Genomic DNA, 15277 nt, shown 5'->3' on the forward strand with positions numbered 1-15277 from the left:
AGTTGCAATTATGCAAATGACCAATTTTCCTTGTGAACCATTTAGAATTAACCGAGAAGTGAAAGTACACCCTGGTTTGTCTGGTTAGCCTGAGCCAGCATTGACTGTCCAGCCTGTGCAAGGATGTTGTTGTTAGAATACTTAACCATCTCGGTAGCCATATCTGTATCACGGATAAGTGATTCAGCTGCCTGAGTATTCTCAACTACGTTGTCAAGGTTCTTGATTGTGTGCTCAAGTCTGTTCTGGATAGCACCGAGATCAGATCTCTGCTGTGATACTTTCTCAAGAGCACTCTTGATTGTATCCATAGCTGTACGAGCTGTTGCTCCTGTTGAGCCTGCTACTGTAACTCCGCTGACACCGATTCCTGAAGCAGTCATCTTGTCGACGCTTACTTTGATAAGGTTCTTATCATTGTTCTCGGAACCAACCTGAAGGTTCTTGTTCTTAAAGCTACCATTAAGAAGCTTTGTGTCGTTGAAAGATGTAGCCTCACCAGTTCTGTTGATCTCATCTGTAAGTGCTGTGATCTCAGACTGAATGTAGTCACGATCCTTTGTTGTAAGAGTGTCGTTAGCTGCCTTTGTAGCAAGCTCGTTCATTCTCTGCAACATATCGTGTACTTCGTTAAGAGCACCCTCAGCTGTCTGAACAGCTGAAATACCATCCTGAGCGTTAGCAGAAGCCTGTGTAAGACCTCTAACCTGACGTCTCATCTTTTCGGAAATTGCAAGACCTGCTGCATCATCTGCTGCTCTGTTGATCTTGTAACCGGATGATAACTTCTCACTTGACTTAGCCTGAATACCAGTTGTGATTCCAAGCTGTCTGTTTGCATTCATTGCTGTTACGTTGTGTTGTACTACCATAATATAATTCCTCCTTGAATTTGTACGGCAGCTTCCTTGCTGCTCGTTTGCTCGTTTTTGGAAATAGCTCTTAGTGCTGGCCTAAAAACTATCTCTGTTTGTTTACACTATTATTATCGACCATAAATCTAAAAAAATAACCCCCTTTTTTGAAAATAAATTATAAATTATTTCTAAAATACTAAAATCGCTCCGGATTTTAATTTCCGGAGCGATCCTAGGCTTAAATGGGTTATGTTTTTTATTACTGAAGGAGTGAAAGTACACCCTGGTTTGTCTGGTTTGCCTGAGCAAGCATTGACTGGCCGGCCTGAGCGAGGATGTTGTTGTTAGAATATCTAACCATTTCCTCAGCCATGTCTGTATCACGGATAAGTGATTCAGCTGCCTGTGTATTCTCAACTACGTTGTCGAGGTTCTTGATTGTGTGCTCAAGTCTGTTCTGGATAGCACCGAGATCAGATCTCTGCTTTGAAACCTTCTCAAGAGCTGCCTTGATAGTTCCGATTGAGTTTCTTGCATTAACACCGTCAGTACCTGTTACGTTAACCTTTGTTCCGTCGATCTCAAGTCCTGAAGCTGTAAGAGCTACGATGTCGATCTTGATAACGTTGTTGTCAGCCTTGTCGGAACCAACCTGAAGGTTCTTATTAACGAATGTTCCGTCAAGAAGCTTTGTGTCGTTGAACTGTGTAGCCTCACCTGTTCTGTGGATCTCGTTTACAAGTGCATCAACCTCACTCTGGATGTATCTACGATCTGATGTTGTAAGAGTATCGTTAGCTGCCTTAACTGCAAGTTCGTTCATTCTCTGAAGCATATCGTGAACTTCGTTAAGAGCACCTTCTGCTGTCTGTACTGCTGAGATACCGTCCTGTGCGTTTGCGGAAGCCTGTGTAAGACCTCTTACCTGACGTCTCATCTTCTCGGAAATAGCAAGTCCTGCTGCATCATCTGCTGCTCTGTTGATCTTGTAACCGGAAGAAAGCTTCTCACTTGACTTAGCCTGAATACCAGTTGTGATTCCAAGCTGTCTGTTTGCATTCATCGCTGTGACATTGTGTTGTACTACCATAATATAATCCTCCATGAACGGGGCCCGCGTCCGTGCTGCCTTTTCATCCTTTTACTATTGTGCAGCTTACGCGGAGTCCCTTCCATGGCTGCTTGTTTTTTGTTTGTCACTATTATTATCGGCAGTGAATGCGCGTACTTAACCCTTATTTGAATTTTTTTTCAAAAAAATATGCAAAAATGAAATTTTATTCGATTTTTTCATTTTTGCTATAAAGTATTTGAGGGCGTCTGCCGATATATGGCAAACGCCCTCTGTTCATCAGTATTTATTATTCTTCCAAATATCCTTCCCGCTCTGGAACGCCAAAAGTGACATTTTCTTTTTTTCGAAAAGTTCTTTTAATAATGGAATTCTGAGTTTCCTTTCAACTATATCCTTCTCATATATATCAAAAGAAATATCGGTCTTTTCCAGATTTATGCAATCCCTGTTCCTTATATACTGGAGAAGTCTGGCTTCTTTCTCAACAAAAGAATGCGTCTTTATATCTGAAAGCTTTACCTTTGAAAGATCCATATATGATATATTGTAGAACATTGAATTTCCGGAATCGTATATCGGAGCAAATCCAAGGAGCTTAAGTGTGTCCGGATCTCTTATTATCGCAATGTTATTCATATGTCTGTCCGTATTGGAAATAAGGTAATCCGTCATTATCTGATAATCCATAAAGCTTGTATATTCTTCTTCTTTCATTCCAAGCGACATGCATACTTCTTTTAATGGAAAATAATATGATTCGTTTTGTTTAAGTTTAATTGTCTGCAGCAACTCCCATGCAGATATACATTCAATATTTTCTCCGCAAAAGTCATAGCTCATGCAGCCCAAGCCTTCGCTTCCCATATCTGTCTGCAGTTTTACAAGCGAGTATTTCGTGTAATTATCAAAACCCTGTTTCTTATGTAATTCAGATGCAAATATCTCATTTAGGCTCTGCTGATATGATTCTCCATAGTTTCCTTTTATCATATATCTTCGCCCGGATTCATCAATGCACCACTTCTTTTGCAGTTCTCCCTGAGAAGTGGCACAGTTGAACCTGGTTTTATTTCTAAGATCAATAATATAATCCGAGTTAAGTGTCAACTCACCAAAAGTATCTACAAAATCATTGGTAAAAAGATTAACATCCTTCCACTCCAACTCCGATTCCCTTGGCATGATCCAATAACAATCGGAAAGGCTGAGCGCAAGATTATTTACAAGAGCACTGTTTGTCGATGTATATCCAAGCTTTTGAAGAGCAGTCTTCGCTCCGTGTCTCGTTTTGGGGATAGCGCGGTCTCTCCACCATTCATGAAACTTCATATCGTTCATTCTTCCTCCCAGAGGAAAATGTTCGCTTTCCGCCTCATTACGTCTGAGCCTTCCTATGTTACCCTCGTCATCAATATCCATAAGGCATACTCTGATATCCTTATGCATCAAAAAATATTCTTTTGAACTTCCTAATCTCATGTATGCCTCCTTTCAAATCATAATTTATCTTGACCATATAATATCTTCTTCCCGGTCCAATCTGCAATCGCGATCAAATCTTTCCTGGGCCTTATAAAAGGCTTCAAACAGATCCTCTATGTATATCTCAAGATTTTTCTCTTTAATCCCATCAATGTCCTCGGAAACTTTTATTCCGTTTCCCACGCTGTCGTATATCTTTTTTTTATTTTTATCATAATAATATTTCTTTTCACCTACAGTTATCTCACGAATGGATGCTCTTATACTCGGAAGAGTAGCTGCCAAAAGATATATGACATAAGGTGCGGGAGAAGACTCCCCCTGCTCCCACTTTCTGAGCGTACTCATAGGTATTCCGTAGTGCTCCGCAAATTCTCTTTGAGTCATCCCTGTGCTGTTTCTGAGTTCTTTTATCATATATGTCATATTATAATCCTCTAGGTAACCAAATCAGATAGTTCTGATAAAATACTACCCAATTTGGTTACTATTGTCAATAAATGTAACGGGATTGAAGCTTGTGTCTCTTTTCAATCCCGCTATATTACATTAGTTCTTTTGATCCAAAAATTGCGGTGGAATATCTTTGAAGTTGTTCATGGTTCGATAGTAATTAAATGCCGCGGCGGATGTCTGCTTACTGACATTCATCTTCTGCCTTGCGGTGTCAAAATAGGTTTCGGCAAGCTTTTTGTTCCTGCGCTCTGCCGCTTCGATCGATGCGCTCTTGGCAGTTACTTCTTCTATAAGTGCCTGCATGCGTTTGATCTGATCGGCAAACTTTTCTCTGTTTGAACCCACTTCCTCTTTTACCCTGTCAAAAAGTGACTGGAAGCCGTCGTCCAATGCGACAAGCTTATCAATAAGCTCGCCCTTCGTATCGACTGTGGCGTCAAACAAATCTTCGTTGACATTGTCCGGATTGGAAAGAACCTCTTTTTGCCTCTCGTTTTCGGCTTCGATCTCGGTCATTATCTCGATCTTTTTCCTAAGGCTCTCTTCCAACATATCAAGGCTTGAAGCTAGCATCCGTAAGTCCCCCTTAATTATGCATCCTTAACAACAATATTATTGGCTCTCATGACTTCTACCCAGTTATCTCTGATAGCGTGCATGTGCTTGTTGACTTCGGCGATGATATCTCTGTCTTTTGAAATATTCGCCTCAACAAGTCTTCTACCAATATAAGAATACATATTCTCGAAGTCCTGTGCAACAGCATACTTCATATCCAGAGTGTTCCTGAGATAGTCAATGATACGCTCTGTCTTCATGATGTTCTCATGGGCCTTGGGGACGTCGTGCTTTTCAATTGCCATGTCAGCGATATTGAGGAACTTGATCGCTCCGTCGTAGAGCATCAATGTAAGTTCCGGGCCGCTCGCACCCATAACCTTATTGTTTTTGTACTGAGCATAAGCTTTTTGTGCTGTTGATACCGGCATATGTGTTCCCTCGCATTTCTGTAAAATTATATCCGTATGATTAGTTTTTTATTATGCCATTACTGTCCGCCGCCAAAGAAGTTGGCAAGTGACGAACTGCTGCTGTTGATCTTGGAAAGCGCGGTCTCCATTACGGAGAATTTCTTGTAGTATTTATCCTGAGCCGCCTCAAGTGCTTTCTGTGCATCGGAGATCTTGGTGTTGTAAGCGCTGTACTGTGAAGCCATGAGCTTATCTTCATAGATCGTAAATGCACTGCTGTACTGAGTTCCCTTCATCATATCAAAGAGCTTGTTGTAAAGAGTCTTTGAAAGCTCTGAGAAGAAGCTCTGTACAGTATCGGGATCATTGGCGATCATACCGCTGAGAAGATCGGTGTTACCGCTGCTTACGGAATCATCCGCATCTCCGTCGATATGGAATACGTCTCTCTCGTTATCTTCTGTTGAGAAGTAACTTCCTGTTGAAATACCGAAGCTTGCAAGAGAAAACTTACTCGTCTTACCGTTCTTGTCAGTGATCTCGAAGGACTGGTTCATGATCTCTTTAAGAGCGTTTCTTACGTTTCCGATAGTCTCGTCCTTGGAAAGGAGTCCTTCTTTGATCTTCTTCTCCCATTCCTCAACTTCCTTATCGGACATCTGATCCTTCTGATCATCTGTAAGCATCTTATATTTCTTGGCAGGATCTGCATTGTAAAGAGTAGCGAACTCCTTCATAAGGTCGTTGTACTCTTTTATCATCTTCTTGATGTTGTCGTAGATTCCGCTTGTATCCTGCTTGGTCGTAAGTGTTATATCCGAAGCAACCTGATTGGCAGTTATCGTAAGTCCGTTGATCTGGAAAGTATTGGAGTTGGATTCGTATTTTACTCCGTTAAGGTAGATCTCTGCGCTGCTGCCTGCCTGGTAATTGGACTTGCCTTCAATCGTTTCCTCAACAAGACCAAGTTTAGTCATAGCATTTGTACTTTCCATGCTAAAAGAGTTTGCTTCGCCCATTTCCTTTGAAGAAATATAGAATCTTCCTGTTCCCTCATCGAAGTTGGCGTTTAATGTCTTTCCTGTGCTCAAACCGGTAGTCTCATCTATCGACTTGGTGCTTCTTAACTTACTAAGAACATTCTCTATAGTATCGGAAGCAGCAATGTCAACAGTGATATACTCATGTGACTCACTTCCGCCGATCTTAAACTTAAGCTGTCCTCCCTCTTCACCTGTTGCGGCGCCAAGCTCTTCCATTGTTGTGGACATGGTAGGTCTCTTTCCGTTCTCTCCAACGGTCTTAAGCTCTTTTCCCGTGAGATAAGCAGCCTTGGCAAGCTTAGTTATATCAAGAGACTGTGTGGTATTCATTGCGCTGTCGCCGGTTATAACCGTAGCGGCATTGGCATTTGATGATGTAGTTGTCTTTTTTACATAAGCGGAAGCAAATCTCATATTGCTAAGTGTTCCGTTATAAAAAGAAACTACCTTTTTATTAAGTTCTTTCCACTTATCCTGCTTCCAGGTAAGCTTCTTCTGGTCTCCCGTAAAAGTATCGACCTTATCTTTCTTTTTCTGAGTAAGGGCTGTGATGATACTCTCGGTATCAAGACCGGAATTCATTCCTGTTATTCTGATAGGCATATCATTTCTCCTTTCTCAATCCGTGAGATGTGATCGGAAATCCGTTTCCTAATTAAACAGATATACATCGGACAGGCAGCCTATCCATATGCCGTCGTGCCGATAAATCTGCGTGTTACCTCTTTTCGTCAACCATGATGCCTGCAACTTCCCAGATCCTTGCGATCATATCGAGAGTCTCATCAGGCGGAAATTCCTTGATAACTTCCTTGGTCTCCTTGTCGACCATCTTAATGGTAACTCTGTTGGTCTTCTCATGTATGCCAAAAACAGCTTCGGCATTGGACCGAACCTTCTTGGTCATCTCAGAGATGGCTTTCTTGATCTTGGCGTTGTCAGCCTGGATCTGCTCCTCAGTCTCTGCTCTCTTGCTCTGGTTCTGTGCAAAGTTCTGTGCAGCGGACTCGTTGTTGGAGCTCGCAGAATTATCTGCTGCCTCTACCTTGAGATCCATTCCCTGTACAGCACCGTTTGCCTCATATTCAGCAATCTCGCTCTGAGACTGGCTCTGTTCTTTTATCTGTGTTCTTACCTGTGGCTGCGTCTGCTGAACAAGCGGACTGTAGCCGTTAATTGCTTCCATTCCCATAATCCTATACCTCCGTGTCAGAATCAGGAATCTTACCTGTATTTATCTTGTTTTCGCGTTCCATAAAGCTTATTTGGACATAAGCATAATATTTCTTACAAGGTATATCGGACAAAGTTCTTTAATCTTTAGTCGCATGACAAAAGAAAATGCTAAATTTAATAAAAAATTTAGATTTTACACATTAAAAAGATCATTCTTCCAGTATTTTGGGGAGCAATTTCGTATAGGCAAACTCTTCAAACACTTTTTTCTGCCCCGCTTTAGCTATCTCTTTTCTCTCATCCTCATGTTCAAGGTAATATTCCGTGAGCTTGACCATCTCTTCCGGAGTATGCGCTATCACAAGCTCTTTTCCGTTCTCGAAATACTCCTCTATCTCTTTCTGATAAGTTGTAATAAGAAAACCGCCTGCTGCCAAAACATCGAGAACCCGTAGCGGAACGCCCGAGATTATCGAACGGAGCGTTATATTTAAATTGATCTTGCTGCGCCTAAAAATAAGAGGCATTTTGGTCTGATAATCCGCAAGTCCCATGTTCTTTACACCTTTAATGGGTCTTGCTCCGGGCGGTGTATAAAGGAAAGAATCGAATCTTTCGCCCATCCGCTCGAGTATATGTCTTCTTTCGTTGACCGTGACCTTGATGCGCAGCATATCAAGGATGATGCTGTCGTAGTTAAGGTCGTAGTTTCCGGTATCTTCAAATTTTATATATTCTCTGAGCTCTTTTACATGCTCCGGAGTTATAACCTGTTCATCGGAAAAAAGATCTTTACCGAATATCTTTTCCTGATCGTTTATAACGTTATCTATATATTCTTTTAGATCCGGCGGTAGGCTTTGTACCTGATCGTAAAAGTTGAATTCGTTGTCATATAAGTTTCCAAGAAAGCAGACGTCGTGCTGATAGACCATAAGCCCGTCCGTCTCGGCATCGAGTTTGTCGCAAAACTCGGATAGTCTCTTTTCGTTTACTCCAAGGGGCGAGTATCTGACAGTCGTGGTTCCCTTGGCTTTCATCTGTCTGTAGCGCTCTTTGTCAAAGACGAAGACTTTATTCACGGGATTTGTGATCGTATGCGAATCAAGCGTATAGTGCGGGCAATCGAAAACCCAGGACACATACGGAGTGTTGTATTTTTGGCATGCATCCGAGATGCAGGGGTAGTAGTCGAAGCTGTAGACTATGTCGTAATATCTTCTGCCCAAAAAATCTTCCTTGGTCAAAAGAGCTCTGAACCTCTCGTCAATCTCCGGAGTAAGTTCAAAGCCTTCAAGCTGCAGTCTAAGCATATCGACTTCGTGGCCGAGCCTTCTCATGGCATCCATGCAGTCTTCGCCGTTAAATTCGTCCCAGTAGTAATATAGTATTCGCACGCTGTCCCTCTTTAAATTAAAGTTCCGTCCAAAGCAAAACCGGCCGCCCTATTCCGGGCGGCCGACGTAAGTCTAGTTCAAAGCAATTTCTTAAGTTCCTCAATTCCGGATACATCTGTTGCTTCTTTATTCTCATTCTGGATCTGGATGTATACTTCTTTTCTGTAGATCGGGATATCCTTGGGAGCCGAGATTCCGAGCTTGATCTGATCTCCTCTGATATCGAGTACAGTGATCTCAATGTTGTTGTTGATTACAATTGCTTCGTTCTTTTTTCTTGATAATGCTAACATGTCCTATCCCTCCCCGTAGTATGATTTAAGCGTTTGCCTTGTTCTTCTGCAAAATATCATAGATCGGGAATTTTACAGGATACTCTTCATTATCAATGATAGTCTGGGTTGCCTTCATCTCTTTTGTATTGATGATGAAAGGTCCCTTGAGATTAACTGTCATCTGCTTAAGGTCGTGCGGAACGGTAACCGTAACAAGCACGAGCATCTCATCGTTGTCCAACTCGCCGATATCGGAAACTGCTTCCTTATCAACCATAGGCTGATAATCGGGGCAAACAAAGAGCGGATCCATAACCGGCATTGCGAATCCGGGCTCTTCTATTGACTGAAGCCACTTGATCGTATTGGTTCCCTGCTCCTCATCATGCATAAGTGTAAATCTCTTAAGATCAGGAAAACCGATTATTCCATTTGGAAAAGAAATGATCTTACTGTCTTCAATCTCAACCTCTCCAAAAATTCTAGTGTTTAATTTCATGCTGTAACCTCCATAATCCTGATAAAAATATACATTGTTATCACTTTATTTAATTATATACGTAAAAACGTACAATTACCACATTTTAATTATTTGATCAGATATAATTCATAAGAGAATTCTGACTGATCTTACCTGTAGCCATAAGGCTGGCCTCATAAGTAACCTGCGCCGATGTAAGCTGAGTAACGGTCTCGGCAAGGTCGATGTCCTCGTTTTCAGACTGAAGTGTCTTAAATGTTGTAGTCTGAGTCATGAGTCTTGAATTAACAAGGTCGAGTCTCTTGCATCTTGTGCCGTTGTCAGTAACCGCGATGTTGGCTGTATCGAGAGACTTCTGAAGCGATGTTATCTTGTGTTCGAACTCCTTTTGGATGTTCTGTCTCTGATAGTTAAATGCCTTCTGTGCGGCGTCGATCTCAACTTTGATCCTGTCTTTTTCGTCTGTATTTGAAGAAGCGCTGAGCTTATCCTCTAAGATCTTGATCGTTGCTTCCATCTGCTTAAGTTCGCCGACCATAGTGCTGAGATCATCGACATCTCTTTTAACGCTTGTTGTGAAAACCGCATCAGCTGTGGTGTTTACAACTACCGACTGCGCGAATCCCACGTCATAAGCGATGTCATGGGATGCTGAACCTTTATTATACAGCACTGTCTTGCCATTTTCATCCGTATAATTGCAATTAAACAGATTTTCAGGCTTGATATCGCCGTCTTCCCACTCTTTTTTGTTATAAACAACATCAATTGAGTTGGCATTTATAAGATCGGGAAGTGTCGAAAGCTTATCGGAAAGCTCCTTGTTAAGGAGCACCTCTCCTGTAGCTACGTTAAGGTATGCAAGTGAGCCTGTCTTGTTCTCATCAAGCTTTCTGTACACGCTATCTATATCTTCCTGAGATGTTGTTGTAAATATAAGGTTGGCGCCGCCGATCTCAAGAGTTGTCTCTTTATATGAAGAATGTACGCTTCCGTTGGCTGTAACGTTGATGATGTTCCGGCTTATCGTTCCGTCGGAATTGACCTTATTGGAGCCGTCGGTAACTGTGTAGGTTCCGTCGCTGTTGATCACTGCGGTAGCGGTTCCGCCTTCGTACTCGAGCTTCATCTTGTAGGACTGTCCGATAGCGGGAACGAGAGGAAGCTTAAATGTTACTCTGTCACCGTCTTCGTTTGTAAAAGAAAGTGTGGTCTTCTGAACTGTCTCTCTTGAAACCTGTCCGGAAAGAACGTTCGCACTCTGCTGAGTTGTATCGTACACGCCGTTACTGTTGATAACGAAGCTGTAATCGGCTGAAGCTTCAGATGCCTTTATGATGTAAGAGCCGTCGATATCTTTTTTAACATCGTAAGATATTCCTTCGCTTGTAACGGTATAAGCTTCGCCCTGAGCAAGATCGTCGGGTGAAGGAAGTGCTATTCTGTGTGTCTCTCCCTTTGTTGTTGTAAATGTAAGGTTGATAAGATCCGAAGTTCCTTCAACCGAGCTTGTTGCGGGCTGAGTGAGCTGTTCTCTCCACTTAAGTTCGGGAGCTGTGAAATTGGGATCGCTCTCTCTGTAATTGAGGTTGTCATAGGAAAGTCTGATCTTTCCTACGGAATATTCCTGAATGTCGTTCTCTCTGACTTCCTGCGCGTTCATGTTGAGGATGTTGGTAGAGTCGAGCTTGCTCATTCCGGTAACTCTGCTTGACCAGCCGATGCTTGAAGCGTTGAACTCGTCGTTGATTCCCTTGTAGTCGGCTGTTGTTGTTCTGTCAAAAGTAAGAGCCGTGTCTGTTCTGTAGCCTGTGAAGATATATCTTCCTGCGTAGTCGACATTTCCCGTTGAGTAATACTCTTTTGCCAGAGCTTCCATCTGTGTAACTATGGTTGAAAGATCGTCTGACGTAAGGTCCATGTTGGCGCCCTTAGTAGCCTGCTTAACACAGTCTGTAAGAACGGACGTAACTGTAGAAAGAGCGTCGGCTGTGACATTAAGCCAGCTCTCTGCGTCCTTGGCGTTCTTCTCATAATATTGTGAAAGCTGAGTAACATTGCTGCGAAGGCGCAATGCTCTTATAGCGATAACCGGATCGTCCGAAGGTCTTGTGATCTTCTTGCCGGTTGACATCATGGTGTTAAGCTGATCCTCGGAAACCTTGTTATTATTGATATTGTAAAGAGAATTATTCTGCATTATCTTGTTGGTGATACGCATAGTTCAACCTCCGTGTGTAGACCATCCTTAGTCTGAAAAAACAATGCGCATCCGTGCACAAGTGTATACCATATAAGTTTCTCACATTGATTATCGGACGTTTCCGTCCATATCTTTAGGGGGTAAAAGAACTTTCGTAATAATTATCAGACAAAAAAAGAATCGGCCGGGCGCTTGGCTCAGCCGATTCGCTTATTTTATACTCCGGTCTGGAGAATTAGTCTGTCGTAGATCTCGGTAAGTGTCTGGATCATCTTGGACGACAACGTGTATGCGTTCTGGAACTTAACAAGGTTTGATGCTTCCTCGTCTTCGTCAACGCCGGAATCAGATAATCTCTGGTTCTGAATTGTTGTATCGAGTGCTTCGTATGTATCCTGAAGTGTTCCGGAATTGCTTGAGTTAAGGGCTACGTCAGCAAGAACCTTGGTAAGGTACTCACCTGATGTTGCTCCTCTGAATATCTTCTTGGTTGAGAACATATCTTTTAACTTGGTAAGGTTACCGAATTCCGATTCACCCTCAGTCTTGTCGGCCTTGGTTGAAAGTCTGTTTGCATCTGCCAAAAGCACGCTGTTAACAGCGAAGTTGCCGCCGCGAAGCTTGTAGTAGCCCTTGTTCTTGGACTCTGATGTGAGCTGTTCGTAGCTGTACTGAGCCGCAGAGTTCATGTCCATGGCGCCTGTCAGCATGAATACGCCTTCCTGAGAATCGGATGTGTATCCGCCCTTTGTGATCTCGTTTATCGCATCAGAGAACTGTCTGATGAACTCGTTCATCTGCTGAAGATAATAAGGAATTCCCTGATAATCGTTGGCATATCCGATGGATACGTTGGTAAAGCTGTCGGGAACGCTCTTAAGGTTCTCTTCGTCTATCGTAAATGTATATGCATTGTATCCGTCATACTCCCAGCTGTCATACTTGTAATCCTTGGCTCCGATGTGGATAAGGCCGTTTTCGGGAATAGCACACTTGGTCATATCCATGAGATGTTCGTCGGTAACCTCAACGGTTACTTTAAGAGGGCTTGCGTTCTCATCGACAAGTCCGCTCTTTCCGTAGAAATAACTGCCGTTGTTTCCGTCTCTCATTGCAAGGAGACCCTGAAGCTCTCCTCCGATGAGCTTAGAATCCATTGCGAAATCCGAAAGCTCGTTTACGGGGTCGCCGTCCTTGTAGCTTGCGCTTCCCCATTTGATGTCGTAAAGACCGTCTATATCGTTCTGGCCCATTCCGCCGTCGTCTTCTCTGGCTACACAGATCATTCTTCTGTATTCGTATGTATCTACAAGCTCGTATCCGCCTGAGATCCATACCTGGAATCTTGTTGCACCGCTCTCTCTGTCGGGCTGTGTCTCATCTATGATGGGAGTCTCTTTTGTTTCTATGGAGACCATCTTGGAAAGGTCATCCAAAAGAACATCTCTTTTATCCCTGAGTTCATTGGCAACAGTGCCTGTCATCTCGATGACGTTGATCTGCTTATTGAGTGAAGCAACTTCCTGTGCGATGGAGCTGATCCTGTCGGCGCAGAGCTTAACTTCCGAGTTGATGTCATCCTGCAAGCCCTGAAGGTTATTGTATACGTTGTTAAAATACTCTGTGATGGAGCGAACGTTTGAAATGTACGCTGTCTTACTCTCTGTTGTTCCGGCTGCAGTCATTACGGACTGAAGTGATGCCGTCATTGTGTTATACAAAGATGCAAATCCTGTTGTTCCGTCGTCGTTAAGATACTGCTCAACAAGCTTGTTGTAGTAGTTTTTCTGGGATACGTTTCCAAGGAGCTGTGCGTTGTTTCTGTACTTAACATCGTAGAAGTTGTCTCTAACTCTTTCGATGGCTATTGTGTCTACACCTGCACCTGCGCAGCCGTATGTAGCAAATACTCTTAAGGCGTCGCTGGCTTCCTGCTTAACGGTCTGTCTGCTGTAGCCTTCGGTATTTACATTGGATATGTTGTTTGCTGTTGTGTTTAGGGCTGCATTTGCTGCTCTAAGTCCCGATGCAGCGATGTTTAGTCCAAAAAATGTAGATGTCATAGCTTGCTCCTTTTCCCAAAATAGCCAGGTCCGTGAGTGTTTCATTTATTGCTCGTTATGAGCCGAGTGTGTTAACGAGGTGTTCAAGCATCTCGCTTACAACGTTGATATATCTGCTTGATGCGTTAAACGCATTCTGGAACTGGATCATGTACTCAAGCTCTTCATCGCTTGATACTCCGACTATCTGTTCTCTTGCGGAAGAAATTGCGGTAACTGTCTGCTCCTGTGCTTCCGCGATACTGTTATTTACATCTCCGGAGTTGGCAACCTGTGAAACAAGTGCGTTGTAATAAGTAACGAAGCTGTTTCTTGTGCTAACGTTGGGGTTAAGAGTGTACTTTTCCGATGTAAAAGCCTCTTTTAACTTGGTCATCGTCGCTGTATCTTCGTTGCCCTCAACCGTTCTGAATCCGAAGATCGTGGGATCCTGCAGGAACTTGGGGTTGATCTGTGTGTTATTGATCGTGAAGCCTGTATAAACCGAGCCTGCCGGATGCTCTTTTCCCATATCGTAAAGGACTCTGTCCTCGGGGTTTGCAACTATGAAGAGGTCGAAATCCTTAACCGTTCCGAGTGTGTTGTCGATCGTTGCGGGATTACTCTCAGCTTCTTCAAGCACTTCGTTGATGGCTGTCATGATGTTGTGGATCATCTGATCGAACTCAGCCTGAACGTTCATGATAACCGACTGTGCGATGTTGCTGTTGTAGTAATCTTCGCTCTCAACGATGTCGTGATATGTTGCGTTGTGATCGCCTCTTGCCAAAAGAACTGACTTAAGCTTTCCTATATCGGTATCGGTTGAAGTCGAGATTGTCTGTGTGAGGTCATAGATGTGTGCTCCGTCTATCGAAACCACGATCTCATCACCGTCTTTGTCGATCTCTGTACGTGCTGCGTACTCCCAATAAGGAGTTGCATATCCGACCGAGCTTTCAAGCGTTGTATCTATTCCGATGTGATTTACATGGTCTGTTGTTATGAAGCTTGATCCCTCAAAGTAAACCGATACGTTTCCGAAGATATCCTCGGAATAATCTATCTTTCCGTATTTTCCGAGCTGATCGAGAAGGTTGTTTCTCTCATCTCGAAGGTCGTTTGCTTTTTCCTGCTTGCCCGATTCGATATCTACTATCTTTTCATTGAGCTCTTTTATCTTGTCACCGATCTTATTGATGTTCTTAACGATGTCGTATACTGTTGTGTCGAGGTTTTGCTGATAAGAAGTAAGTCCGTCGTATACGCTCTTTGCTCTTGTAAGGAATTCGTTTGCTCTTGTTACCATTGCGCTCTGCGTTACTGCCGAGCAAGGATCTTTTGCAAGCTCCTGAACCGCTGTCCAGAGGTTGTTGAGTGACTCAGCGAACTCTGTTCCGTTCATTTCCTGGAGCTGATCTTCAACTTCTTCGAGTGTCTTTTTAGACACGTCATAAAAGGCGCTTCTTCCCGACTCTTTCCTAAAGGATTTGTCGAGGAATTCACTCCTTACCTGCTTACAGTTATTATAGTTAACGCCGGTTCCGATCTGTTTCCAGGCGATACATTCATTCTTTTTTTCCAGAGTCTGGTATGCTCTGGTTCCCTGTGATACCTGCTGTCTTGTATATCCTTCGGTATCTATGTTTGCCATGTTGTGAGCTGTGGTGTTCAATGCGTTCTGCGAAACCTGAAGTCCCGAGCTTCCAACATATAAGTTAGCCATAAGTGACATGGGCTTACCTCATTTCTTTTACAAAAACCACTAATTTTGGGTACAAAAAAGACACTACCGCGATTATCGGTATTTATCGGTGGG

At 43.0% G+C, this 15277-nt stretch carries 14 protein-coding genes; all 14 read right to left on the reverse strand.

What is annotated here, in order from left to right; translation table 11 throughout:
- Nucleotides 1-47 precede the first annotated feature (47 nt).
- Nucleotides 48-872, reverse strand: coding sequence for a flagellin N-terminal helical domain-containing protein (locus BM377_RS06230; RefSeq protein WP_092245378.1), 825 nt, complete (start codon nt 870-872; stop codon nt 48-50).
- Nucleotides 873-1116: 244 nt separating this feature from the next.
- Complete coding sequence (locus BM377_RS06235; protein ID WP_092245381.1) at nt 1117-1947, reverse strand: flagellin N-terminal helical domain-containing protein; 831 nt, start codon at nt 1945-1947, stop codon at nt 1117-1119.
- Between the two features lie 261 nt (nt 1948-2208).
- On the reverse strand, nt 2209-3411 hold the full coding sequence (locus BM377_RS06240) for a HipA domain-containing protein (RefSeq protein ID WP_092245384.1): 1203 nt from the start codon (nt 3409-3411) through the stop codon (nt 2209-2211).
- A 24-nt stretch (nt 3412-3435) separates the two neighbouring features.
- The gene (locus BM377_RS06245; protein ID WP_092245387.1) at nt 3436-3840 is read right to left on the reverse strand and encodes a helix-turn-helix domain-containing protein; all 405 of its coding nucleotides are present in this window, start codon (nt 3838-3840) and stop codon (nt 3436-3438) included.
- A 123-nt stretch (nt 3841-3963) separates the two neighbouring features.
- Entirely contained in the window at nt 3964-4443 is a 480-nt protein-coding gene (locus BM377_RS06250; protein ID WP_092245391.1) for a hypothetical protein, read from the reverse strand.
- A gap of 17 nt (nt 4444-4460) precedes the next feature.
- The gene (gene fliS / locus BM377_RS06255; protein WP_092245394.1) at nt 4461-4859 is read right to left on the reverse strand and encodes a flagellar export chaperone FliS; all 399 of its coding nucleotides are present in this window, start codon (nt 4857-4859) and stop codon (nt 4461-4463) included.
- Nucleotides 4860-4918: 59 nt separating this feature from the next.
- The gene (fliD, locus tag BM377_RS06260; protein ID WP_092245397.1) at nt 4919-6487 is read right to left on the reverse strand and encodes a flagellar filament capping protein FliD; all 1569 of its coding nucleotides are present in this window, start codon (nt 6485-6487) and stop codon (nt 4919-4921) included.
- Between the two features lie 115 nt (nt 6488-6602).
- Complete coding sequence (locus BM377_RS06265) at nt 6603-7076, reverse strand: flagellar protein FlaG (RefSeq protein ID WP_242948109.1); 474 nt, start codon at nt 7074-7076, stop codon at nt 6603-6605.
- Nucleotides 7077-7269: 193 nt separating this feature from the next.
- A complete protein-coding gene (locus tag BM377_RS06270; RefSeq protein ID WP_092245400.1) occupies nt 7270-8457 on the reverse strand; it encodes a CgeB family protein in 1188 nt (395 codons plus the stop codon).
- Nucleotides 8458-8534: 77 nt separating this feature from the next.
- Nucleotides 8535-8750 (reverse strand): carbon storage regulator CsrA, encoded by a 216-nt coding sequence (gene csrA / locus BM377_RS06275; RefSeq protein ID WP_092245403.1) that lies wholly within the window; start codon nt 8748-8750, stop codon nt 8535-8537.
- Between the two features lie 25 nt (nt 8751-8775).
- Nucleotides 8776-9231: a flagellar assembly protein FliW gene (gene fliW / locus BM377_RS06280; protein WP_092245406.1), complete on the reverse strand. Its 456-nt coding sequence runs from the start codon at nt 9229-9231 to the stop codon at nt 8776-8778.
- Between the two features lie 97 nt (nt 9232-9328).
- Entirely contained in the window at nt 9329-11434 is a 2106-nt protein-coding gene (locus BM377_RS06285) for a flagellin N-terminal helical domain-containing protein (protein WP_092245409.1), read from the reverse strand.
- A 197-nt stretch (nt 11435-11631) separates the two neighbouring features.
- Nucleotides 11632-13479 carry a flagellar hook-associated protein FlgK gene (locus tag BM377_RS06290; RefSeq protein WP_177223821.1) on the reverse strand — a complete coding sequence of 616 codons (1848 nt, stop codon included), beginning with the start codon at nt 13477-13479 and terminating at the stop codon, nt 11632-11634.
- A 55-nt stretch (nt 13480-13534) separates the two neighbouring features.
- On the reverse strand, nt 13535-15193 hold the full coding sequence (flgK, locus tag BM377_RS06295) for a flagellar hook-associated protein FlgK (protein WP_092245415.1): 1659 nt from the start codon (nt 15191-15193) through the stop codon (nt 13535-13537).
- Between the last annotated feature and the right edge of the window lie 84 nt (nt 15194-15277).

It is taken from the genome of Butyrivibrio sp. INlla21, assembly GCF_900116875.1.
Lineage (GTDB): Bacteria > Bacillota > Clostridia > Lachnospirales > Lachnospiraceae > Butyrivibrio.